At 65.4% G+C, this 22,144-nt stretch carries 23 protein-coding genes and 1 riboswitch; of the genes, 15 read left to right on the top strand and 8 right to left on the bottom strand.

All coding sequences use genetic code 11. The features are described 5' to 3' along the window. The first annotated feature begins 66 nt into the window (after positions 1-66). Both DTPSY_RS02860 and DTPSY_RS02865 read left to right on the top strand, forming a co-directional pair. The gene (locus DTPSY_RS02860) at positions 67-549 is read left to right on the top strand and encodes a thioesterase family protein (RefSeq protein ID WP_012655598.1); all 483 of its coding nucleotides are present in this window, start codon (positions 67-69) and stop codon (positions 547-549) included. Positions 550-735: 186 nt separating this feature from the next. Beyond that, on the top strand, positions 736-1,290 hold the full coding sequence (locus DTPSY_RS02865; protein ID WP_012655599.1) for a bactofilin family protein: 555 nt from the start codon (positions 736-738) through the stop codon (positions 1,288-1,290). Positions 1,291-1,343: 53 nt separating this feature from the next. On the opposite strand, the gene DTPSY_RS02870 is transcribed toward DTPSY_RS02865, so the two are convergent. Beyond that, the gene (locus tag DTPSY_RS02870; RefSeq protein WP_041838784.1) at positions 1,344-1,775 is read right to left on the bottom strand and encodes an acyl-CoA thioesterase; all 432 of its coding nucleotides are present in this window, start codon (positions 1,773-1,775) and stop codon (positions 1,344-1,346) included. A gap of 43 nt (positions 1,776-1,818) precedes the next feature. Between DTPSY_RS02870 and DTPSY_RS02875 the strand changes: the two genes are divergently transcribed. Together DTPSY_RS02875 and DTPSY_RS02880 are read left to right on the top strand one after the other, a co-directional pair. Beyond that, entirely contained in the window at positions 1,819-3,630 is a 1,812-nt protein-coding gene (locus DTPSY_RS02875; RefSeq protein ID WP_012655601.1) for an ABCB family ABC transporter ATP-binding protein/permease, read from the top strand. A 54-nt stretch (positions 3,631-3,684) separates the two neighbouring features. Continuing rightward, positions 3,685-3,999 (top strand): nucleotide pyrophosphohydrolase, encoded by a 315-nt coding sequence (locus DTPSY_RS02880; protein WP_012655602.1) that lies wholly within the window; start codon positions 3,685-3,687, stop codon positions 3,997-3,999. A 113-nt stretch (positions 4,000-4,112) separates the two neighbouring features. Here DTPSY_RS02880 and DTPSY_RS02885 read toward each other — a convergent pair whose 3' ends face one another. The 3 genes from DTPSY_RS02885 to DTPSY_RS02895 are packed head-to-tail and all read right to left on the bottom strand — an operon-like array spanning position 4,113 to position 7,063. Continuing rightward, on the bottom strand, positions 4,113-5,144 hold the full coding sequence (locus tag DTPSY_RS02885; RefSeq protein WP_012655603.1) for a DctP family TRAP transporter solute-binding subunit: 1,032 nt from the start codon (positions 5,142-5,144) through the stop codon (positions 4,113-4,115). A 33-nt stretch (positions 5,145-5,177) separates the two neighbouring features. Next, the gene (locus DTPSY_RS02890) at positions 5,178-6,476 is read right to left on the bottom strand and encodes a TRAP transporter large permease (protein ID WP_012655604.1); all 1,299 of its coding nucleotides are present in this window, start codon (positions 6,474-6,476) and stop codon (positions 5,178-5,180) included. After that, positions 6,473-7,063, bottom strand: coding sequence for a TRAP transporter small permease (locus DTPSY_RS02895; RefSeq protein ID WP_012655605.1), 591 nt, complete (start codon positions 7,061-7,063; stop codon positions 6,473-6,475). Before DTPSY_RS02895 ends, DTPSY_RS02890 begins: the two co-directional genes overlap by 4 nt. A 227-nt stretch (positions 7,064-7,290) precedes the next feature. On the opposite strand from DTPSY_RS02895, the gene DTPSY_RS02900 reads away from it, so the two are divergent. The 6 genes from DTPSY_RS02900 to DTPSY_RS02925 all read left to right on the top strand — a co-directional run bounded on the left by DTPSY_RS02900 (position 7,291) and on the right by DTPSY_RS02925 (position 12,629). After that, positions 7,291-8,229 carry a LysR family transcriptional regulator gene (locus DTPSY_RS02900; protein ID WP_011804061.1) on the top strand — a complete coding sequence of 313 codons (939 nt, stop codon included), beginning with the start codon at positions 7,291-7,293 and terminating at the stop codon, positions 8,227-8,229. Between the two features lie 181 nt (positions 8,230-8,410). After that, a complete protein-coding gene (locus DTPSY_RS02905) occupies positions 8,411-9,301 on the top strand; it encodes an amino acid ABC transporter substrate-binding protein (protein WP_012655607.1) in 891 nt (296 codons plus the stop codon). Positions 9,302-9,423: 122 nt separating this feature from the next. Next, positions 9,424-10,323: a transporter substrate-binding domain-containing protein gene (locus DTPSY_RS02910; protein ID WP_012655608.1), complete on the top strand. Its 900-nt coding sequence runs from the start codon at positions 9,424-9,426 to the stop codon at positions 10,321-10,323. A 120-nt stretch (positions 10,324-10,443) separates the two neighbouring features. Next, positions 10,444-11,196 carry an amino acid ABC transporter permease gene (locus tag DTPSY_RS02915; protein ID WP_011804064.1) on the top strand — a complete coding sequence of 251 codons (753 nt, stop codon included), beginning with the start codon at positions 10,444-10,446 and terminating at the stop codon, positions 11,194-11,196. 1 nt (position 11,197) lies between these two features. After that, positions 11,198-11,869 (top strand): amino acid ABC transporter permease, encoded by a 672-nt coding sequence (locus DTPSY_RS02920; protein WP_011804065.1) that lies wholly within the window; start codon positions 11,198-11,200, stop codon positions 11,867-11,869. A 22-nt stretch (positions 11,870-11,891) separates the two neighbouring features. Then, entirely contained in the window at positions 11,892-12,629 is a 738-nt protein-coding gene (locus DTPSY_RS02925) for an amino acid ABC transporter ATP-binding protein (protein WP_011804066.1), read from the top strand. Between the two features lie 291 nt (positions 12,630-12,920). Here the strand turns inward: DTPSY_RS02925 and ocd are convergent, their stop codons facing one another. Beyond that, positions 12,921-13,973 carry an ornithine cyclodeaminase gene (gene ocd / locus DTPSY_RS02930; protein ID WP_012655609.1) on the bottom strand — a complete coding sequence of 351 codons (1,053 nt, stop codon included), beginning with the start codon at positions 13,971-13,973 and terminating at the stop codon, positions 12,921-12,923. A 112-nt stretch (positions 13,974-14,085) separates the two neighbouring features. On the opposite strand from ocd, the gene DTPSY_RS02935 reads away from it, so the two are divergent. Further along, positions 14,086-14,517, top strand: a complete 432-nt coding sequence (locus DTPSY_RS02935) for an Lrp/AsnC family transcriptional regulator (protein WP_012655610.1) — start codon at positions 14,086-14,088, stop codon at positions 14,515-14,517. Positions 14,518-14,542: 25 nt separating this feature from the next. On the opposite strand, the gene DTPSY_RS02940 is transcribed toward DTPSY_RS02935, so the two are convergent. The 3 genes from DTPSY_RS02940 to DTPSY_RS02950 all read right to left on the bottom strand — a co-directional run bounded on the left by DTPSY_RS02940 (position 14,543) and on the right by DTPSY_RS02950 (position 17,775). Next, a complete protein-coding gene (locus DTPSY_RS02940; protein ID WP_012655611.1) occupies positions 14,543-15,199 on the bottom strand; it encodes a c-type cytochrome in 657 nt (218 codons plus the stop codon). Between the two features lie 96 nt (positions 15,200-15,295). Continuing rightward, positions 15,296-16,132 carry an HAD-IIB family hydrolase gene (locus DTPSY_RS02945; RefSeq protein WP_012655612.1) on the bottom strand — a complete coding sequence of 279 codons (837 nt, stop codon included), beginning with the start codon at positions 16,130-16,132 and terminating at the stop codon, positions 15,296-15,298. 17 nt (positions 16,133-16,149) lie between these two features. Next, positions 16,150-17,775, bottom strand: coding sequence for a peptide chain release factor 3 (locus DTPSY_RS02950; protein WP_012655613.1), 1,626 nt, complete (start codon positions 17,773-17,775; stop codon positions 16,150-16,152). Between the two features lie 138 nt (positions 17,776-17,913). After that, a riboswitch (S-adenosyl-L-homocysteine riboswitch) is annotated at positions 17,914-17,995 on the top strand. Between the two features lie 66 nt (positions 17,996-18,061). Between DTPSY_RS02950 and ahcY the strand changes: the two genes are divergently transcribed. From ahcY to DTPSY_RS02970, 4 genes are all read left to right on the top strand, one after another. Further along, positions 18,062-19,492 carry an adenosylhomocysteinase gene (ahcY, locus tag DTPSY_RS02955; RefSeq protein ID WP_012655614.1) on the top strand — a complete coding sequence of 477 codons (1,431 nt, stop codon included), beginning with the start codon at positions 18,062-18,064 and terminating at the stop codon, positions 19,490-19,492. A 112-nt stretch (positions 19,493-19,604) separates the two neighbouring features. Next, positions 19,605-20,603: a TlyA family RNA methyltransferase gene (locus DTPSY_RS02960; RefSeq protein WP_012655615.1), complete on the top strand. Its 999-nt coding sequence runs from the start codon at positions 19,605-19,607 to the stop codon at positions 20,601-20,603. Next, on the top strand, positions 20,600-21,439 hold the full coding sequence (metF, locus tag DTPSY_RS02965) for a methylenetetrahydrofolate reductase [NAD(P)H] (protein WP_012655616.1): 840 nt from the start codon (positions 20,600-20,602) through the stop codon (positions 21,437-21,439). Before DTPSY_RS02960 ends, metF begins: the two co-directional genes overlap by 4 nt. Positions 21,440-21,509: 70 nt before the next feature. Next, entirely contained in the window at positions 21,510-22,133 is a 624-nt protein-coding gene (locus DTPSY_RS02970) for a DUF4124 domain-containing protein (protein ID WP_231403454.1), read from the top strand. Positions 22,134-22,144 lie beyond the last annotated feature (11 nt).

A 22,144-nucleotide genomic window follows, 5' to 3' on the forward strand; every position in this document is an offset into this window, starting at 1 on the left:
ATGAAAAATGGCTCTAGCGCTTATCCAGTAAGCGCTAACAGCTCCTGATAAGAGAGCAAAAATTCCATGAGCAAACCTGCCAGCCTGCCGGTGGCCTTCGAGCCCGAGTTCATCGCCGGCCTGCGCCAGATCTTTGAGGAGAAGATTCCCTTCAACCACCTGTTGGGGCTGAAGATCACGCGCTTGGAGCCCGCGGCCGTCGCGGCGCGCATCGACATGCGTCCCGATCTGGTGGGGCACTTTGCCTACAACCGGCTGCACGGCGGCGTCATCAGCGCGGGGCTGGATGCCATGGGCGGTCTGGCCGTGATGGCGGCCATCGGCGCCAAGCACATGGACGAGGTGCCCATGGACCGCCTGCACCGCTTTGCCAAGCTGGGCACCATCGACCTGCGCATCGACTATCTGCGCCCCGGCATCGGCAGCCACTTCGAGCTGCGGGCCGAGGTGCTGCGCCTGGGCTCGCGCGTTGCCACCACGCGCATGGAGTTCCTCGGCCCGCAGGGCGAGCTGATGTCCGCGGGAGCCGCGGCGTACATCGTCTCTTAGCGCGACCGTGCGAAGACGGCCGCGCCGGGCACGCGCCGTTTGGGGGATACGCGCTGTGTGCTGCTGCAAGCCCTGCAAGTGCATGCAACCATCGAACGGTTTGGTTACCGTTCTTGCGTAACAGGGGCGGTTTTGATCTGTGGCAACTCCTAGCATCTGCGGGTCTTTTCTAGGAGATCCGATCCGATGGCCGTGCAAAACCCCTTCTTTGGCAAACGCGAACCCGACACTTTCCAATCCCGCCAGCCTTCGTCAGCGCTAGGCGGCACCACCACCACCACAAGCACCCCAACCGCCGCTCCCGCAACCAGAACTGCTGTGTCCACGGCCTCCAGCGCCACGGCCGAGGGCAGCGGCAGCAAGCTGACCGTGGGCCCCAACATCAAGCTCAAGGGTGTGGAGATCACCGATTGCGACACCCTCGTCGTGGAAGGCACGGTGGAGGCCACCATGGATTCGCGCGTGATCCAGATCACCGAGCAGGGCGCGTTCCGCGGCTCCGCCGAGATCGACATTGCCGAAATCCACGGCGAGTTCGACGGCACGCTCACCGTGCGCCAGAAGCTGGTGATCTTCAGCACCGGCAAGGTGAGCGGCAAGATCCGCTACGGCAAGGTGGTGATCGAAGAGGGTGGCCAGCTCTCCGGCGAGATCGAGGTGGGCCTGGGTGGTGGCGCGCGCATGAGCGCGGCCTCGGGTTCGTCGTCTGCCGCATCCTCGGCCGCGCTGGCCGCGGCCTGACGCCGGCACACCCATCGCCGCCAGCGGGAGGCCGTGAGGCGCTCCCGTTTTTTTTACGGTGCGACGCTTTCGTCGCCCGGCTTCTGAATGGGGCGCGGGCGGCCGTTCTCGTCGATGGCCACATAGGTCAGCGACGCCTCGGTCACCTTCACGTAGCTGCCCTGGGTGCGGATGTGCTCGGCATAGACCTCCACCTGCACGGTCATGGAGGTGTTGCCGATGCGCGTGACTTCGGCAAAGAACGACAGCAGGTCGCCCACGCGCACGGGCTGTTTGAAGATGAATTCGTTCACCGCCACCGTGGCCATGCGGCCGCGGATGTACCGCGCGGGCAGCACGGAGCCGGCCAGATCCACCTGCGCCATGACCCAGCCGCCGAAGATGTCGCCATTGCCGTTGGTGTCGGCGGGCATGGGTATCACCTTGAGTACCAGTTCCTTGTCGGCGGGCAACTGGCTGTGGGAGGCGGGGCGATCCTGGGACATGGGCACAATCTTTGGTTTTGCTTGACTCCACGGATTGTCCATCATGCGCCGCTACGGCGAAGCCATCGCCTCCGACAGCCCACGCGTTCGTTCCGACCGGGCCACCCTGCAGCGCCTGCTGCCCTATCTGTGGCAGTACAAATGGCGCGTGGTCGCGGCCATGGCCTTCATGGTCGGCGCCAAGCTGGCCAACGTGGGGGTGCCGCTACTGCTCAAGAGGCTCGTCGATGCCATGACGCTGCCCGCCGGCAGCACCACGGCGCTGCTGGTGGTGCCCATGGGGCTGCTGCTGGCCTACGGGGCGCTGCGCCTGGCCAACTCGGTGTTCAACGAGTTGCGCGAGCTGGTGTTCGCCAAGGCCACGCATGGCGCGGCGCGCGCCATCGCGCTCAAGACCTTCGAGCACCTGCATGCGCTGTCCCTGCGCTTTCACCTGGAGCGCCAGACCGGCGGCATGACGCGCGACATCGAGCGCGGCGTGCGCGGCATCGAGTCGCTGGTGTCGTTCGCGCTGTTCAACCTGGCCGCCACGCTGGTCGAGGTACTGCTGGTGCTGTTCATCCTGGCGCGCCAGTTCGACGTCTGGTTTGCCGTCATCACGCTCACCGCGCTGGTGCTGTACGTCGCCTTCACCGTGGGCGTGACGCAGTGGCGCATCCAGTTCCGGCGCCAGGCGAACCAATTCGACTCGGCCGCGCACAGCAAGGCCATCGATTCGCTGCTGAACTACGAGACCGTCAAGTACTTCAACAACGAGCAGTTCGAGGCGCGCCGCTACGACGAAAGCCTGGAGCAATTGCGGCAGGCCCAGCTCAAGAGCCGCAGTACCCTGGGGCTGCTCAACAGCGGGCAGCAGCTCATCATCGCTGTGGGGCTGGTGGCCATGCTGTGGCGCGCCACCGAGGGCGTGGCCGCGGGGCGCATGACGCTGGGCGACCTGGTCATGGTCAACGCCTTCATGATCCAGATCTACATCCCGCTGAACTTCCTGGGCGTGATCTACCGCGAAATCCGGCAGAACCTGACCGACCTGGACAAGATGTTCACGCTGATGGACAGGGAGCAGGAGGTGGCCGATGCGCCCGGCGCCCAGCCGCTGACGGACCTGCACACGCCTACCGTGCGTTTCGAGGATGTGCACTTCGCCTACGACCCCGCACGGCCCGTATTGCAGGGGGTGAGCTTCACGATTCCCGCCGGCAAGACTGTTGCCGTGGTCGGCCCCTCGGGCGCAGGCAAGAGCACCCTGAGCCGCCTGCTGTACCGTTTCTATGACCTGCAGGGCGGGCGCATCACCATCGCGGGGCAGGACATCCGGACGGTCACGCAGGACAGCCTGCGCCGCGCCATCGGCATCGTGCCGCAGGACACGGTGCTGTTCAACGACACCGTGGCCTACAACATCGCCTACGGCCGCACCGGCGCCAGCCAGGCTGAGGTCGAGCAGGCAGCGCGTGCCGCGCATATCCATGCCTTCATCGCAGCCCAGCCCCAGGGCTACGACACCATGGTGGGCGAGCGCGGGCTGAAGCTCAGCGGTGGCGAGAAACAGCGCGTGGCCATTGCGCGCACGCTGCTCAAGAACCCGCCCATCCTGATCTTCGACGAGGCCACCAGCGCCCTGGACTCTGCCAACGAGCGTGCCATTCAGGCCGAGCTGGCCAGCGCCGCGCAGAACAAGACGACCCTGGTGATCGCCCACCGCCTGTCCACCGTGGTGGACGCGCACGAGATCCTGGTCATAGAGGCCGGCCGTATCGTCGAGCGTGGCACGCACGCGCAGCTGCTGGCCCACGGCGGGCACTACGCGCGCATGTGGGCGCTGCAGAAAAATGATGGTCAAAATGGGCTGTAGCGCTTATGTGGCAAGCGCAAACAGCTATCAAGATGGAAGCATGGAGCGTTGAGCATGGATATCGCCGCCCTGCAGCGTGAGCTGCGCGCTTTCGCCGCCGCGCGTGACTGGCAGCCCTTTCACACGCCCAAGAACCTGGCCATGGCGCTGATGGTGGAGACGGCCGAGCTGCAGGAACTGTTCCAGTGGCTCACGCCGGAGCAGTCGCGCACCTTCACGCAGGACGCCACGGCTCACGAGCGCGTGGGCGACGAGATGGCCGATGTGCTGCTGTACCTGCTGCAGCTGGCGGACCACGCGGGCGTGGACCTGGAAGTTGCCGTGCGGCGCAAGCTGGCCAAGAATGCCGTCAAGCATCCCGTTCCCTGATGCGTGAGGCGTAAAAAAGCGGCTAGCGCCCGTGGTTAGGGCGCTAGCCGCTTTTGATTTGATAGCGCTGGCAGAGCCTGCGCTAGGGGGCAAGGCGCCCCATTACTGCCCCATTACTGCTTGCGCGCCGCAATCGCCTTCTCGGCTGCGCTTACCAAGTCGGCGCCGATCTGGCCCTTCCACTTCTCGAACACGGGGCGCGTGGCCTTCACGAAGGCGTCGCGCTCGGCGGGGCTCAGCTGCGTCACGGTCACGCCATTGGCGGCGATGTCCTTGAGCAGGGGCTTGTCGGCCTCGATCATGCCTTTGCGCGCGATGGCAATTTCTTCCTTGCCGGCTTCGATGGCGGCCTGCTTGACGGCTTCGCGGTCGGCGGGCGTCCAGCTGTTCCACACATCCTTGTTCACCACGAAGATCAGCGGGTCGTTCATGTAGCCCCACATGGTCACGTGCTTCTGTGCCACGGTGTGCAGCTTGGCGGCCTGGTACACGGCGATGGGATTCTCCTGGCCGTCCACGGCGCCGCTGGCCATGGCGGGCTGCGCGTCGGCCCAGCTCATCTGCGTGGGGTTGGCGCCCAGCGCGGTGAAGGTGTCGAGGAACAGGGGCGAGCCCACCACGCGGATCTTCAGACCCTTGAGGTCGGCGGGGCTCTTGATGGCGTGCTTGGAGTTGCTGATCTCGCGGTAGCCGTTCTCACCCCAGGCCAGTGGCACCACGCCGGCCTTTTCCAGCGTCTGGAAGATGCTCTTGCCGACTTCGCCCTGCGTGACCGCATCGACAGCCGCGTAGTCGGGAAACAGGAAGGGCAGCGAGAACAGGTTCAGCGCCTTCACCTGGGGCGACCAGTTGATGGTGGACCCCACGGCCATGTCGATCACGCCCTGGCGCAGCGCGGAAAACTCACGTGTCTGGTCGCCCTGGATCAGCGACACGCCCGGGTAGAGCTTGATGTTGATGCGGCCCTGGGTTTTCTCCTTGACCTTCTGTGCCCAGATCTCGCCGCCCTTGCCCCACGGGAAGGCGGTGCCCAGTACCAGCGACATGCGGTATTCGCTCTTGTAGTTCTGCGCCAGCGCGGGTGTGCCGAAGGCAAGGGCCGCAGCAGCGGCGACGGCGGAAGTGAGGAAAGTGCGAAGTTTCATGGGACAGGTCTCCTTGGAAAAAATGCGAACGAATCAATAGCCCAGCTGGGCAGGCAGCCACAGGGCCAGCTGCGGGAAGGCGATCACGGCCACCATCACCAGGAACATGGCCAGCAGCATGGGGCCGACCCAGCGCACGGTGGACTCCATGCGCACGCCTGCGATGCGGCAGCTGACCATCAGGTTCACGGCCAGCGGCGGCGTGAACTGGCCCAGTGCGACCTTCAGGGTGAGGATCACGCCGAACCACACCGGGTTCCACTGGTAGTGCTGCATGATGGGCAGCAAGAGCGGCACGAAGATCAGGAAGATCGAGATGCCGTCCAGGAACATGCCCACGGTGATGAGCAGCAGGATCAAAAGCGCCAGCACGCCGTATTCGCCCAGGCCGGAGTTCACGATGGCGTTGGCCACCGGGTCGATCACGCCCAGTGTGGACAGTGAGAACGCGAAGATGCCCGCCAGCGACACCACGATCAGGATCACGGCCGACAGCTCGCCCGCTTCGCGCAGGATGGTGAACAGGTCGCGCACCTGAATGGTGCGGTGGATCACCATGCCCACGAACAGGCCGTAGAACACGGCCACCACGGCGGCCTCGGTGGGTGTGAACCAGCCCGCGCGCATGCCGCCCAGGATCAGCACCGGCGCGGCCAGGCCCCAGGAGGCTTCGCGCAGGCTGCGCCAGAACGGCGGGCGGGGCATGTCGGCTTCCAGGTGGCCCATGCGGTGGCGGCGCGCCATCCACACGGCCGGCACGATGAGCGCAATGCCCGCCAGCACGCCCGGCACCATGCCCGCCGCGAACAAGGCCGGCACCGAGGCCCCGGGCACCAGCACCGAATAGATGATGAACGCCACCGAAGGCGGGATGAGGATGTCCGTGGCTGCGGCCGCCCCCACCACACTCGCCGAGAAGCTGCCGGGGTAGCCCGCGCGGCTCATGGCCGCGATCATCACCCCGCCCACGGCGGCCGCGTTGGCCGGTCCCGAGCCGGAGATGCCGCCCAGGAACATGGCCACGGCAATCGCCACCAGCGGCAGCATGCCCGGTCCGCGCCCGACCATGGACACAGCAAAGTTCACCAGGCGCAGCGCCACTCCCGAACGGTCGAAGATCGAGCCCACCAGCACGAACATGGGAATCGCCAGCAGCGGGTACTTGCCCAGCCCTGCGTAGAAGTTTTGCGGCACGGCGAGCAGGCCAAACCATTGCGTCTCGGCATTGGCCAGCGCAATGGCGGCGGCGCCGGCCAACCCCAGGGCGGCACCGATGGGCACACCCACAAACATCAGCACCAGGAAGGCGACGAAGAGCAGCGTGGCGATCATGGCTGGCGCTCTCCGTTGTCGTCTGCGTCATTGCCGAGAAACTCCACGTCCGGCTGGCGCGTGCGGCGGATCAGCAGGCCAATGGCGCGCCAGGTGATGAGCAGCGAGAGGATGGGCAGCCAGACCGAGTACCACCACTGCGGCACGCCGATGCCGGGCGAGGTTTCTTCAAAGCGGTAGTCGTCCCAGACCACGCGCACGCTGAGCACGGCGATCACCGCGAACAGCACGGCCACCAGCAGTGCGCCAAGTTGCGCCAACCGGCGGCGGCGGGCTGCGGAGCCGCTGTCGCAGAAGAATTCGATGCGGATGTGGCGGTCGCGCGCCACGGCGGCAGAGCCAGCCACCAGGGCCAGCACGATCATCAGGAAGACCGAGAGCTCCTCGGTCCAGGCAAAGGACGAATTGGTGAAATAGCGCACGAGCACGTTGGCAAACGTGATCAGCGCCAGCAGCGCCATGACGATGACGGTGAGCCAGTCCTCGATGCGCAGGGAACGGGGTTCGCTGGAGGCGGGGGCGCTAGAGACGCGCGCGCCATCCGGGGCGGCATCGTCGGCCGGCCCGGGGGTAGGTAGGGAGGACATGGGGGCAGAGAACAGAAAAGTCGAACATGAAAGGCTGGCCGCTCTGCCCTCCGGTGTTGTGCACCAGGGGCCTGGTCGAAGGATTGCGCTGTGGGCGCGAGAGGGCCTATTTTGCAATCAAACGTACGGTGCTCCGCCGCAGGGTGTTCCCCAGGAGGGTGCTGGGGCGGCCCAGTCGCGCTCAACAGGGGGAGAAGGCCTGCCTGGGCGCATCGATAATGCGGGCCATGGAAACCAAATGGCTCGAAGACTTCGTCAGCCTGGCAGAAACGCGCAGCTTCAGCCGCTCGGCGCAATTGCGCCATGTGACACAGCCCGCTTTTTCGCGGCGCATCCAGGCGCTGGAGGCCTGGGCCGGCACCGATCTGGTGGACCGCAGTTCCTACCCCACGCGGCTGACGGCCGCGGGCAACACGCTGTACGACCAGGCGCTGGAGGTGCTGCAGGCGCTGCAGAACACGCGCGCCATGCTGCGCGCGCACACCAGCGCGGGCACCGACATGATCGAGTTCGCCGTGCCGCATACGCTGGCGTTCACTTTTTTCCCGGCCTGGGTGTCGGCGCTGCGGGCGGACTTCGGCCCGCTCAAAAGCCGACTGATCGCCCTGAACGTGCACGACGCGGTGATGCGCCTCGTGGAGGGCGGCTGCGATCTGCTCATCTCCTACCACCATCCATCGCAGCCCCTGCAACTGGACCCGGACCGCTACGAGATGGTGACGCTGGGGCAGGAGGTCCTGGCCCCCTACGCCAAGGCGGGCGCGGATGGTCAGCCGCTGTTTTGCCTGCCGGGCCGGCCTGGCGAGCCGCTGCCCTACCTGGGGTATGCGCCAGGGGCCTACTTGGGGCGCGTGACGGAGCTGATCCTCAAGCAGGCGGGGACGGCCATCCACTTGGACCGCGTGTACGAAACGGATATGGCCGAAGGCCTGAAGGCCATGGCGCTGGAAGGACACGGCGTCGCCTTCTTGCCCTATAGCGCGGTGAAGAAGGAACTGCGTTCGCGCAAGCTCCTGAGCGCGGCGCCGCCCGACGCGCAGGACCTGCAGATGGTGATGGAAGTGCGCGCCTACCGCGAAAAGCCCTCGCGCAAGGAGCCGGCCAAGGGCCTGGCCCAGTCCCTGTGGACGTACCTGCAGACGCGCGCCGGACAGAACCCCATCTGACGCGAGCGCACCACACTTGGCATGCGAGTCTTGCATGCAAACCCACATCCCTGGCATTGGATTGCGTGGTCACGCGACATTACAGTCTTTGAAACTAAATGTGGCAACGCACGGTCGCACCGAAACATGGTGCGCACCTGGTGCGGAGATTGCTAAGCCATGCACAAGGGAGATTCTCTGAATGAATTGCAAGCAAGGATGGAAGGCGCTGGGCGCCGCGGTGGCGCTGTGCTGCGCCGTGGGCGCGCAAGCCCAAGGGGTGCTGGAGCGTGTGCGCGGCGGCGGACCGCTGGTGCTGGCGCACCGTGAATCGTCGGTGCCGTTTTCGTACGTGCACGAGGGCAAGCCCATGGGCTACGCCCTGGACCTGTGCCTGCATATCGCCGAAGTGGTGCGCAAGAAGACCGGCATGAAGAACATGCCGGTGCAGTTGGTGCAGGTGACACCCGCCAATCGCATTGAGATGGTGAAGACCGGCAAGGCCGATATGGAATGCGGCTCCACCACCAACAACGCCGAGCGCCGCAAGGATGTGGCCTTCACCATTCCGCACTTCATCACGGGTGCGCGCCTGCTGGTGCCCGCGGCCAGCACGGTGACGCGCATGGAGGATCTGGAAGGCAAGAAGCTCGTGTCCACCAAAGGCACGACGCCCTACAAAGCGGCCGAGCAGGCCAACCGCGAACGGCTGATGCGCATCCAGCTGGTGGAGGCGCCCGACCATGAGGCCGCGGTGGTCATGGTGGAGAAGGGCCAAGCCGACGCCTTCGTGATGGACGATGTGCTGTTGTATGGCCTGGCGGCCAACCGCCCCGACCCCAAGGCGCTGAAGGTGGTGGGCCGCTTCGTCACCACTGAGCCGCTGGCGATCATGCTTCCCAAGAACGATCCCGAGTTCAAGAAGTTGGTGGACGAGGAGATGCGCCGCCTGATCGTGAGCAATGAGATCAACGCCATCTACGACAAGTGGTTCATGCAGCCCATTGCGCCTACCCACCGTGCGCTGAACCTGCCCGTGAGCTACCTGCTGCGGGACTTCTGGAAATACCCTACCGATCAGGTCCCCTTCTGAACCCACAATACGCCCCTGTCTTGAACGTGCCGCAGGGTGTGGCTTGACCGCCATCGGTTCCTCAGAACGGTCGTTCGATTTCAATACACTTCGCTTTTCGCTTCACCCACAAGGAGATATTCATGAAGAAGCATTTGCTGGCCGCAGCCATTACCGTCCTGGCCGCTGGTAGCGCGTTCGCACAGGCCAACGACACCCTGGCCAAGATCAAATCTACGGGTGCCGTGACGCTGGGCGTGCGCGAGTCCTCGGGCCTGGGCTACACCCTGGGCAACGGCAAGTACGTGGGCTTCCACACCGAGATGGGTGAGCGCATCCTGGCCGACATCCAGAAGCAGCTGGGCCTGGCCAACATGGAGATCAAGTACCAGCCGGTGACCTCGCAGAACCGCATTCCGCTGGTGACCAACGGCACGGTGGACATCGAGTGCGGCTCCACCACCAACAACACCGCACGCCAGAAGGACGTGGCCTTCGCCGTGACCACCTACGTGGAAGAAGTGCGCATCGCCGTGAACGCCAAGTCGGGCATTACCGGCATCAAGGACCTGAACGGCAAGACCATCGTCACCACCACCGGCACGACGTCGGTGCAGACGCTGCGCAAGAACAAGCGCGCCGATGGCCTGACTTTCAAGGAAGTCATGGGCAAGGACCACGCCGACAGCTTCCTGATGCTGGAGACGGGCCGTGCCGACGCCTTCATCATGGACGGCTCCATCCTGGCGGCCAACATCTCCAAGTCCAAGAACCCTGCCGATTTCAAGATCGTGGGTGAAGTGCTGTCGGTGGAGCCCATTGCCTGCATGCTGCGCAAGGACGACCCCGCCTTCAAGAAGGCCGTGGACGATTCCATCAAGCGCCAGATCGCAGATGGCAGCCTGGCCAAGCTGTACGACAAGTGGTTCATGCAACCCATCCCGCCGGCCAACGTGAAGATCGGCCTGCCGCTGTCCGAAGCTACGAAGAACGCATGGGCCCACCCCAACGACAAGCCCATGGAGTCGTACGAAGTCAAGTAATCGGCTTGCATTGCATCGCCCCTTCGGCCTCTGGGCCCGAAGGGGCGTTTTTTGTTGTTGCGCCAGCGCCGCCATGTGCCGCCGCGGCAACACGGATCGAAGAATAGAAGGGGTGCTCCTATGAATTGGGATTGGCAGGTGTTCTGCCAGGACACCATTACCCAAGAGGTCGGTCAAAGCTGCTTCGGCAAGAACGGCGACATCACCTACCTCGACTGGATGCTGTCAGCCTGGGGCTGGACGGTATCCGTTTCCTTGCTGTCGCTGGCCGTTGCGCTGGTGGTCGGTTCGCTGGTCGGCACGCTGCGCACGCTGGAAGGCCGTCCATGGACGGTGCGCCTGGGCAACGCCTGGGTCGAGCTGTTTCGCAACATTCCGCTGCTGGTGCACATCTTTGTGTGGTACCACGTGGTGCCGTCGATTTTCCCGGCCATGAAGTCGCTGCCGGGCTTCGTGCTGGTGGTGTTTGCGCTGGGCTTTTTCACCTCGGCGCGTATCGCCGAGCAGGTGCGCTCGGGCATTCAGGCGCTGCCGCGCGGCCAGCGCTATGCGGGCATGGCGCTGGGCTTCACCACGTTCCAGTACTACCGCTACGTGCTGCTGCCGATGGCGTTTCGCATCATCATCCCGCCGCTCACCAGCGAGACCATGAACGTGTTCAAGAACTCGTCGGTGGCGTTTGCCGTTTCGGTGGCCGAGCTGACCATGTTTGCCATGCAGGCGCAGGAAGAGACTTCACGCGGCATCGAGGTGTACCTGGCCGTCACGGCGCTGTACATCATCTCGGCCTTTGCCATCAACCGCATCATGGCGTTCATCGAAAAGCGCACGCGGGTGCCGGGCCTGATTGCCGCAGGCGGGGGAGGACACTGATATGAATCTGAATATCGATTGGTCCTTCTTCACCTGGGAGCTGTTCAGCAACTTCGTGATCAAGGGGCTGTACTTCAGCCTGGTGCTGACGGTGATCGCCACCGTGGGCGGCATCCTGCTGGGCACGGTGCTGGCGCTCATGCGCCTGTCGGGCAAGAAGTGGCTGGACGTGCCGGCCACCATCTATGTCAACGGCATGCGCTCGATTCCCCTGGTGATGGTGATCCTGTGGTTCTTCCTGCTGGTGCCCATGATCATCGGTCGCCCCATCGGCGCCGAGGTGTCGGCCGTGGTGACCTTCATCGCCTTCGAAGCCGCCTACTTCAGCGAGATCATGCGCGCAGGCATCCAGTCCATCCCGCGCGGCCAGGTGTTCGCGGGGCAGGCGCTGGGCATGACCTACGGGCAGAACATGCGCCTAGTGGTGCTGCCGCAGGCCTTCCGCAACATGCTGCCGGTGCTGCTCACGCAGACCATCATCCTGTTCCAGGACACGTCGCTGGTGTACGCCATCGGTGCCTACGACATGCTCAAGGGCTTCGAGATCGCGGGCAAGAACTATGGCCGCCCGATCGAGGCCTACCTGGCCGCGGCCGTGGTCTATTTCATCCTCTGCTACGCGCTGTCCTGGCTGGTCAAGCGCCTGCACAAGAAGATCGCCATCATTCGCTGAAGCGGCGTTCCAAGGAATTGCAATGATTGAATTGAAGAACGTTTCCAAGTGGTACGGCAGCTTCCAGGTGCTCACGGACTGCTCCACGAACATCCAGAAGGGTGAGGTGGTGGTGGTCTGCGGGCCCTCCGGCTCCGGCAAGTCCACCCTCATCAAGACCATCAACGCGCTGGAGCCCTTCCAGAAGGGCGAGATCTTCGTGGACGGCGTGGCCGTGCACGATCCCAAGACGGACCTGCCCAAGCTGCGCAGCCGCGTGGGGATGGTGTTCCAGCACTTCGAGCTGTTCCCCCACCTGTCGGTGACCGAGAACCTGACCATCGCGCAGATCAAGGTGCTGGGCCGCAACCCCACCGACGCCAAGGCGCGCGGCCTGAAGATGCTGGAGCGCGTGGGCTTGACGGCGCACAAGGACAAGTTCCCCGGCCAGCTGTCGGGCGGTCAGCAGCAGCGCGTGGCGATCGCACGCGCACTGTCGATGGACCCCATCGTGATGCTGTTCGACGAGCCGACCTCGGCCCTGGACCCCGAAATGGTGGGCGAGGTGTTGGATGTCATGGTGGGCCTGGCCCAGGAGGGCATGACCATGATGTGCGTGACGCACGAGATGGGCTTCGCGCGCAAGGTGAGCAACCGCGTGATCTTCATGGACGTGGGCGGCAAGATCCTGGAGGACTGCTCGAAGGAGGAATTCTTCGGCAACCCCGAGGCGCGCCAGCCGCGCACCAAGGACTTCCTCAACAAGATCCTGCAGCATTGATTCCGCATACCCCCTGAGGCGCTTCGCGCCTTCCCCCACACTCGCAGCGCTGCGCTGCAGGAGGGGGCGCAGCCGGCGGCAGGGCAGAGCCCGGCCCACGGCTGCCATGGTCCGGGGCGCGCCAGTGGGATGGGCCGTGGCCCAGGCTTGCCCGGGTGGCGTACAAAAGCAAAAGGGCAAAAGGGCAAAAGGGCAAAAGGGCAAAAGGCGCCATTGGCGCCTTTTGCTTTTATTTTGATAGCTGCTAGCGCTTGATGGATGGGCGTTAGAGCCTGATTTGGCTTGAGGCGGTCAAGCCACGCGCCGCAGCCGCGTGCGGCCTTGGACGCTCGCACCGCGCGTGCGGCCGAACAGGTCCTTGGGGTCGTCTGTGGGCACCAGCTCCACATCCACGCCCAGGCCGCGCGCCTGGGCCTGCTGGTACAGGTAGCGCAGTGCGGAGTAGTCCTCCAGCGCAAAGCCCACGGAATCAAACACCGTGACTTCGTCGGCCCGCGTGCGCCCCGGCGCGTCGCCGCGCAGTACCCGCCAAAGCTCGGTAACGGGATGGTCCGCGGGCAATTGCTGGATCTCGCCCTCCACGCGACTTTGCGGCTCGTATTCCACGACCACGCGCGCCCCGCGCAGCACATCGGGGTGCAGTTCGGTTTTGCCGGGGCAGTCGCCACCCACGGCATTCAGGTGCATGCCGGGCTCCACCATCGCGGGAGTGAGGATGGTGGCGCGGCTCTTGTCGGCGGTGACCGTGGTCACGATGTCCGCGCCGCGCACGGCCTCGGCCGTGCTGGCGGCGCGCTCCACGGTGAGGCCATCGACGTGCGCCAGGTTGCGCACCAGCTTGTCGGTGGCGGCGGGGTCGGTGTCGTACACCCGCAGTTCGCGGATGCCCAGCAACGCGTGGAAGGCCAGGGCCTGGAACTCCGCCTGCGCCCCGTTGCCAACCAGCGCCATGCGGCGGCTGCCGGGTCGTGCAAGCGCCTGCGCCGCCAGCGCCGACGTGGCAGCGGTGCGCAGCGCCGTGGTCAGCGTCAGCTCCGACAGCAGCAGCGGATAGCCGGTACGGACCTCCGCCAGCACGCCGAAGGCCATCACTGTGGGCAGTCCGCTGGCAGGGTTGCCGGGATGGCCGTTCACATACTTGAAGCTGTAAAGCGCATCGTCAGCCACGGGCATCAGCTCAATCACGCCGCGCGGGCTGTGGCTGGCCGTGCGGGCGGACTTGTCAAAAGACTCCCAACGCAGGAAGTCGGCGCGAAGCTCGGTCGCCAGCTCGGTCATGCAGCGTGCGGCACCCCGTTCATGCACGAAGGCAGCAAGGGTCGGCAAATCAATGAGGCGTGTCATGGTGTCGGTCCAACGTGTTTCCCCATTGTGGACAGGCCCTGCGCTTGCGGCCAGCCTACAAACTGCTCAATAAGCGCGGAAAACTGGCGTTTCGCCAGCAACCCGTGGCACTATGCGCAACATGGACGACGTCGACCGCGAGATCATTGCGCTGCTGCGTGCGGATGCCCGCATGCCGGTGGCGGCGCTCGCCGTACGTCTGCGCGTGGCCCGCGGCACCGTTCAGAACCGCCTGCGCCGGCTGGAGGAAGAGGGCGTCATCGTCGGCTACACCGTGCGGCTGCGCCCCGAGTCGGAGCCCCACCGGATCCGCGCCTGGATGAGCATTGCAGTGCAAGGGAACGCGGCGCCTGACGTGATTCGCGCCCTGCGTGGAGAGCCGCTGGTCGGCGCGCTGCACAGTACCAACGGCCGCTGGGACATCGTGGCCGAGCTGCATGCGCAGAGCCTGGAGGAATTCGACCTGGCGCTCACGCGCATTCGGCTCACGCCGGGCATCGCGCGCACCGAAACCAGCATCCTGCTGTCCACGTACAAGCTGTGATCGTCCCGCCCGAGCGGGCAGTGCTTCACTGCATCGACGAGACGTACGCCACCAGCGACTCGATGTCGGCGTCCGTGAGGAGCTTGGTGTTGGGCGTCATGATCGAATTGGCGCGCGTGTTTGGGCCGTCGCGGTAACGCTTGAGAGTGCTGCGCAGGTAGTCGGTCTGCTGGCCGGCAATGCGTGCGATCTGGTCGTTGCCCCGGCCCATGTCGCCATGGCAGCGAAAACAGTTCTTGCCGAAGATCTCCTGCCCCTTGGCCTGCAGCGCTGCGTCCGCCACGGGTTTGGGAGTGACGGGCTGCGCGGCGTAGAAGAGCACCATGCCGATCTTCTCGTCGCTGTTCATCGCACGGATCATGCCTTCCATGAACTCGTAGCGGCGGCGCCCGTCTGCGAACTGCCGCACCTGCTCCAACAGATAGGCCGGGTTCTGGCCCGCGAGGTTGGGAACCGAAGGCTTGGTGCTGTTGCCACCGTCCCCATGGCAGTTGGCGCACACCGCCGAGACCTTGCGGCCCACCTTGTAGAGTTCGTCGGCCAGCTTGGGGTCCGCCATGGCTTGCTGCAAGCGCGTGTCGATGTCCACCTTGCTGCGGCCGGCCTGGGCCATCGCCGCGGTTTGCCACGCCAGCCCGGCGAACAACGCCAGCGCCAGCATTGCGGGAATGCGCCTTGCCATGGTGTAACCCTTTTTGTGAAAAGGGTCATTTTAGAAGGCGAGTTGTGAAGCCCCGGTGGTGTTTTGGTAGTGCAACGCGCACCTGGACGGTCGATGTCAGCGATCGTTGATGGCGAGCAAGGATTGCGCAAGTTCTGCAAACCCTGCCCCGCGCTCGCCCTGCGTCACATAGCGCGGCAGATGCTGCAGTTGGGGCACGAAACGCGCAATATTGGCCACACCCACGCTGTGCGGGAAGTGCGCAAACATGAGTTGGTCATTGGTGGAGTCACCGATGTAGACCCAGCGCTCCAGCGCGGCGTCCAGATCGCGCCCGAACAGCTCGCGCACGATCCATCGCGCACCCTCCAGCTTGTTGTGCGCGCCGAACCAGCCGTTGATGTGGATGCTGCTCACGGTGGCGTTCATGCCCGCGGCATGCATCAGGGCAACCGCCTGATCGATGGCCGCCTGGGGCAGGTGCGTGAATTCACTGTGGTCGATGGCGATGTCCGTCTCGCGCCCGGGCGAGTCGGTGGCGCGCCGGGCGCCGGGCACGGCGGCTTCAATCTCGGCCAGCACCTGTTGCATGCGCGCGAAGTTGGAGGCGCGCGTGGCGGCGTCCTGTTGATACAACTTTAATAGCTGCTCGCGCTTATCGCACGGGGACTGTAGGCCATTTGGGGCAAAATTTCGGGGCGCCCGCAGCAGCGCCACCGCACCGTTCTCAGCAACGATGCTGTCCACCGGCCAGGCAGCGGCAAAAGGCTCGCTCCAGCCCACCGGCCGGCCCGTGATCGGAATGACGTGCAGCCCTGAGGCTTTCAGGTCGGCCAGCGCCTGCAGGGCATCGGCGGTGATGGCGCCATCGGTGGTCAGGGTGTCGTCGATGTCGGTGAGCACGCCGGTGATGCACGTGCGCGCCAACTCGTCCCATGAGGCAAGAGGGAGCATGGCGGATGGGGGTCGCGTCAACTGTTCTGCAACGCCAACCCCGCATGCTCCCGCAGCGGATGGAAGTGAATCTTCGGGAACCGCTCCTGCGCCAGCCGTACGTCATATGGGCTCGTGCACAGGTAGGCCAGCGTGTCCGCCGCATCGCGCGCCATGCGCATGGGGTAGGCGTTCTCGAACTCGCGCAGTTCGGCCGGCGTGTCGGCAGTGATCCAGCGGGCTCCCGTGTACTGGCAGGCTTCCAGACGGATGTCGCAGTCGTATTCGGTGTTCAGACGGTGTTGCACCACTTCGAACTGCAGCTGGCCCACGGCCCCCAGCAGCATGTTGCCGCCGGCTTCGGGCTTGAAGACCTGGATGGCGCCTTCCTCGCCCAGCTGCATCAGGCCCTGCTGCAGTTGCTTGGTGCGCAGCGGGTTCTTCAGCACCACGGTCATGAACATCTCGGGTGCGAAGAACGGCAGGCCGGTGAACTGCAGGTTGGCACCGTCGGTGATGGTGTCGCCTAACTGCACGCCGCCGTGCGTGGTGAAGCCGATGATGTCGCCGGCGTAGGCCTCTTCCACCGCCTCGCGGCGCTGGCTCATGAAGGTGACCACGCTGGTGGGGCGCAGTTCCTTGGCGGTGCGCTGGACCTTGAGCTTCATGCCGGGCGTGTACTTGCCGCTGGCCACGCGCACGAAGGCGATGCGGTCGCGGTGGTTGGCGTCCATGTTGGCCTGCACCTTGAACACCACGCCCGAAAAGCCTTTGTCTTCGGGCAGGATGGTCTTCTCGACGGTCTGCTTGTTGACGACGAGCGAGCTCTTGCGCGGGCCGGGCGGGGGCGACATGTCCACCACCGCATCCAGCACTTCCATCACACCGAAGTTGTTCACGCCCGAGCCGAAGAACACCGGTGTGAGCTTGCCAGCCAGGAAGGCTTCATGGTCCCAGGGCGCCGAGGCACCTTGCGCCAGCTCCATGCTTTCCAGTGCGTCGTCAAAGGCCTGACCGAAGCGCGCGCGCAGCTTGTCGGCATCGGCCAGCGGAATGACCTCGAAGTCCTGCGGGCGCTTTTCGCTGCCGGGCTGGAAGACCGTCATGCTTTGCGTGCGCAGGTTGATGATGCCGCCGAAGCTCTTGCCCTGGCCCACGGGCCAGGTGATGGGGCAGCAGGGCATGCCCAGCTCGCGCTCGACCTCGTCGAGGATGTCGAGCGGGTCGCGCACCTCGCGGTCCATCTTGTTGACGAAGGTGATGATGGGCGTGTCGCGCTGGCGGCAGACCTCGATCAGGCGGCGCGTCTGCGCCTCCACGCCGTTGGCCGCGTCGATCACCATCAGGGCCGAGTCCACTGCGGTGAGCACACGGTAGGTGTCTTCCGAGAAGTCCTTGTGGCCCGGTGTGTCCAGCAGGTTGATGACATGGTCGCGGTAGCTCATCTGCATCACGCTCGACGCCACCGAGATGCCGCGCTGCTTCTCGATTTCCATCCAGTCGGAGGTGGCGTGGCGGCTGGCCTTGCGGCCCTTCACGGCGCCGGCGATCTGGATGGCGCCGGAGAACAGCAGCAGCTTTTCCGTCAGCGTGGTCTTGCCGGCGTCGGGGTGGGAGATGATGGCAAAAGTCCGGCGGCGCCGGGTTTCTGGGGCGTACGACACAGTGATTCTGGGTGAGGGCCGCGCGGTGCGCTGCGGCCGGTGCGAGAAGAGGCGGGCGCACCCTGCGGGAGCGCCCTGGCATTGGGCGGGGATTCTACGGCGCAGCGCGTGGTGCGGGGGCGCCGGTATAATCTTGCACTTTCCGAGGAGCGTTGCAGCGTCCCCAGCACGGCGGGGCGCGAGGCTCGGAAGTCATACCCAGCAACGACGCTCACCCACGCCTTGCGGTGCGGTGAGTCCCATCCCCCAGGCGCGGTTTTTTCAGATACCCATCAAGGAAACCACCATGAGCGCTGTTCTCAAGTCCCCAGCCGACTCAGCGATTGCCGATATCTCTCTGGCCGAGTGGGGCCGCAAGGAAATCCGCATCGCCGAGACCGAGATGCCCGGCCTGATGGCCATCCGCGAGGAATTCGCCGCCAAGCAGCCCCTGAAGGGCGCGCGCATCACCGGCTCGCTGCACATGACCATCCAGACGGCCGTGCTGATCGAGACGCTCAAGGCCCTGGGCGCCGACGTGCGCTGGGCCTCGTGCAACATCTTCTCCACCCAGGACCACGCCGCCGCCGCGATTGCCGCCACCGGCACGCCGGTGTTCGCCATCAAGGGCGAGACCCTGGTGGACTACTGGGACTACACCCACCGCATCTTCGACTTCGGCCCCAAGGGCAGCGAGGGCGAAGGCCCGAACATGATCCTGGACGACGGCGGCGACGCCACGCTGCTGATGCACCTGGGCAAGCGCGCCGAGAAGGACGCTTCCGTGCTGGCCAACCCCGGCAGCGAGGAAGAGCGCATCCTGTTCGCCGCCATCAAGGCCAAGCTGGCCGAGGACAGCACCTGGTACAGCCGCAAGAGCGCCCAGATCATCGGCGTGACCGAAGAGACCACCACGGGCGTGCACCGCCTCAAGGAAATGTCGGCCAAGGGCACGCTGATGTTCCGCGCCATCAACGTGAACGACTCGGTCACCAAGTCCAAGTTCGACAACCTGTACGGCTGCCGCGAATCGCTGGTGGACGGCATCAAGCGCGCCACCGACGTGATGATTGCCGGCAAGGTGGCCGTGGTCTGCGGCTACGGCGACGTGGGCAAGGGCTCGGCCCAGGCACTGCGCGCCCTCAGCGCCCAGGTGTGGGTGACCGAGATCGACCCCATCAACGCCCTGCAGGCCGCCATGGAAGGCTTCAAGGTCGTGACCATGGAGTGGGCGGCCGACAAGGCCGACATCTTCGTCACCACCACCGGCAACCGCGACGTCATCACCTTCGAGCACATGAAGGCCATGAAGGACCAGGCCATCGTCTGCAACATCGGCCACTTCGACAACGAAATCCAGGTCGCCAAGCTCGAAGAGCATTGCCAGTGGGAAGAGATCAAGCCGCAGGTGGACCATGTGATCTTCCCGGACGGCAAGCGCATCATCCTGCTGGCCAAGGGCCGCCTGGTGAACCTGGGCTGCGGCACGGGCCACCCCAGCTTTGTGATGTCCAACTCGTTCGCCAACCAGACCATCGCGCAGATCGAGCTGTTCACCCACCCCGAGGGCTACGACGTGGGCAAGGTCTACGTGCTGCCCAAGCACCTCGACGAGAAGGTGGCGCGCCTGCACCTGAAGAAGGTCGGCGCCATGCTGACCGAGCTGAGCGACGAGCAGGCCGCCTACATCGGCGTGCCGAAGCAGGGCCCCTACAAGCCCGACACCTACCGCTATTGATTGTCAAAAAGCATAGCTGCTTGCGCTTGCCAGTAGCCGTTTTCAGTATGAAATATTGCTGAAAATGGCTCACTGCAAGCGCTGCCAGCTATCGATATGAGAGGAAAGCGCGATGCGCGCGGACGTATTTCTGGTGGAAGGCGGCTACGCGGCCACCCGGTCGCAGGCCCAGCGGTTGATTGCCGCCGGCGTGCAGTGGCGCCTGGCGCCCACGCTGCCGTGGCAGAAGGTGGCCAAGAACGGCGACGACATTCCCGCGGGGGTCGAGGTGCAGCTGCTGGACGCTGCGGAGGCCAAGTACCTCTCGCGCGGCGGCCTCAAGCTTGAAGGTGCGCTGGCGGCCACGGGCCTGCAAGTGGCTGGCCTGCGCTGCCTGGACGTGGGGCAGAGCACCGGCGGTTTCACCGACTGCCTGCTGGCACATGGCGCTGCCCAGGTGATTGGCGTGGACGTGGGCCACGGCCAGTTGCACGAGCGGCTGCGCGCCGACCCGCGGGTGGTCTGCGTGGAAGGCGTGAATGCCCGTGCCCTCACGCCCGAGGCGTTGCAGGACGCCTGCGACGTGGCGCTGTCCGAAGTCATCGAGGACGTGGAAGACAACGACACCCAGCCCCAGGCCCCCTACGCCTGGATGCGCAACGGCGGCATGGTGGACGATGAGTACGACGACAGCGACGACGCCAAGGAGCATGAGATCGAGAGCTTCAAGGCTGAGCGCGCCGCCAAGGCCAAGGCACGCGCCGATGGCTCATTGCCCGTGCAGCGCCGCCGCCGCCCCGGGTGCGAGGACGTGGACATCACGCCAGCGTTCGATCTCGTCACCGGCGACCTGTCCTTCATCTCGCTCACGCTGGTGCTGCCTGCGCTGGTGCCGCTGTTGAAAGAGCAGGGCCAGCTGCTGATGCTGGTCAAGCCGCAGTTTGAGTTGCAACCCGGCCAAGTGGGCAAGGGCGGCATCGTGCGCGATGCGCAGCTGTATCCGCAGGTGGAGCAGCGCATCCGTGACTGCTGCACGGAGCTGGGGCTGCACGTGGTGGCCTGGATCGATAGCCCCATCGAGGGGGGCGACGGCAACCGCGAGTTCTTCATCCATGCAAGGAGGAAGGCATGAGCCTTTCCACGGCCTTTCCGGTCAGCTTTGAATTCTTCCCGCCCAAGACGCCCGAGGGCGCCGACAAACTGCGCGCCGTGCGCCAGCAGCTGTATGCCCGCCGGCCCGAGTTCTGCTCCGTCACCTACGGCGCGGGGGGCTCCACGCAGGCGGGCACCTTCGGCACGGTGCGCGAGATCCTCGCCGAGGGCGTGAGCGCGGCCTCGCACTTCTCGTGCATCGGCGCCACCAAGGACGGCGTGCGCGCGCAGCTCGCCGAGCTGAAAGCCATGGGCGTGAAGCGCCTGGTTGCGCTGCGCGGCGACCTGCCCAGTGGCTACGGCATCGGGGGCGAGTTCCATTACGCGAGCGATCTGGTGGCGTTCATCCGCGCCGAGACGGGGCGCGACTTCCACATCGAGGTGGCGGCCTACCCCGAGGTCCATCCCCAGGCCCGTTCGTCGGATGCCGACCTGCAGGCCTTTGCCACCAAGGTGCGCGCGGGCGCCGACTCGGCCATCACACAGTACTTCTTCAATGCCGACGCCTACCTGCGCTTCGTGCAGGACGTGCGCCGCCTGGGGCTGGACGTGCCCGTGGTGCCGGGCATCATGCCGATCATGGGCGCGTCGCAGCTGCTGCGCTTTTCGGACGCCTGCGGCGCCGAGATCCCGCGCTGGATCCGCCTGCGCCTGCAGGGCTATGGTGACGATGTGGCGAGCATTCGCGCCTTCGGCCTGGATGTCGTCACGCACCTGTGCGAGCAACTGCGCCGCGAGGGCGTGCCGGGCCTGCACTTCTACACCATGAACCAGAGCGCGGCCACGTTGGAAATCTGCGACCGCCTGGGGCTCTGAAGCAGCGGGGATGGGTAATATCGGCAGCTTTTTCCCGTCCTCTTCCTCCTATCCCCTGCGCGTTTGCGGTATGAGTCCCGTCATTGCCTTCCTGCTGTTCACCACGCTGTCGCTTGCGATGGCATCGCCCGCGTCGGCGCAGACGCGCTATTCCTGCCGCGACGAGCAGGGCGCCGTCTACACCCTGGCGCGCCCGTGCCCCAAGGGCATGGTGACCACCGCCGTCTCGGCGGGACCGGTGGAGCCACGCGTCGAGCCCCGCAGCTACGCGCCCACCCCGTCCCGGCGCAGCAGTGCGATGCGCGAGGTGCCGGAATACGAGAGCTACATGAGCGGGCGCTGCCGCACGCTGCAAAACAGCATCCGCGGGGCATCGGCCAATGGCTCCAGCTACGACGTCATCGCGGGCATGCAGCGCGAATACCGGCGTGACTGCAGCGACGAGGAGAGCGATGCCGCCTCGCGCTACTACCGCGAGCGCCGCGAGGCACGCAGCCAGCGCCGCACAGAGCGCGAGCGCGAGGAACAAGCCCAACTGGCGCAGGAGGAGCAGGAAAGCCGCAAGGCGCTGCAATGCGCGGAGTCCAAACGCATCCTGGCCGCCAAGAGAGCGCGCACCGACCTGACACCGGGTGAACGCAATGATCTGCGCCGTTTTGAGACCAACGTCATCACCCGCTGCGGCGACTTCTGACCCTTTGCAGC

Origin of the sequence: [Acidovorax] ebreus TPSY (assembly GCF_000022305.1) — a bacterium.
Lineage (GTDB): Bacteria > Pseudomonadota > Gammaproteobacteria > Burkholderiales > Burkholderiaceae_C > Diaphorobacter > Diaphorobacter nitroreducens.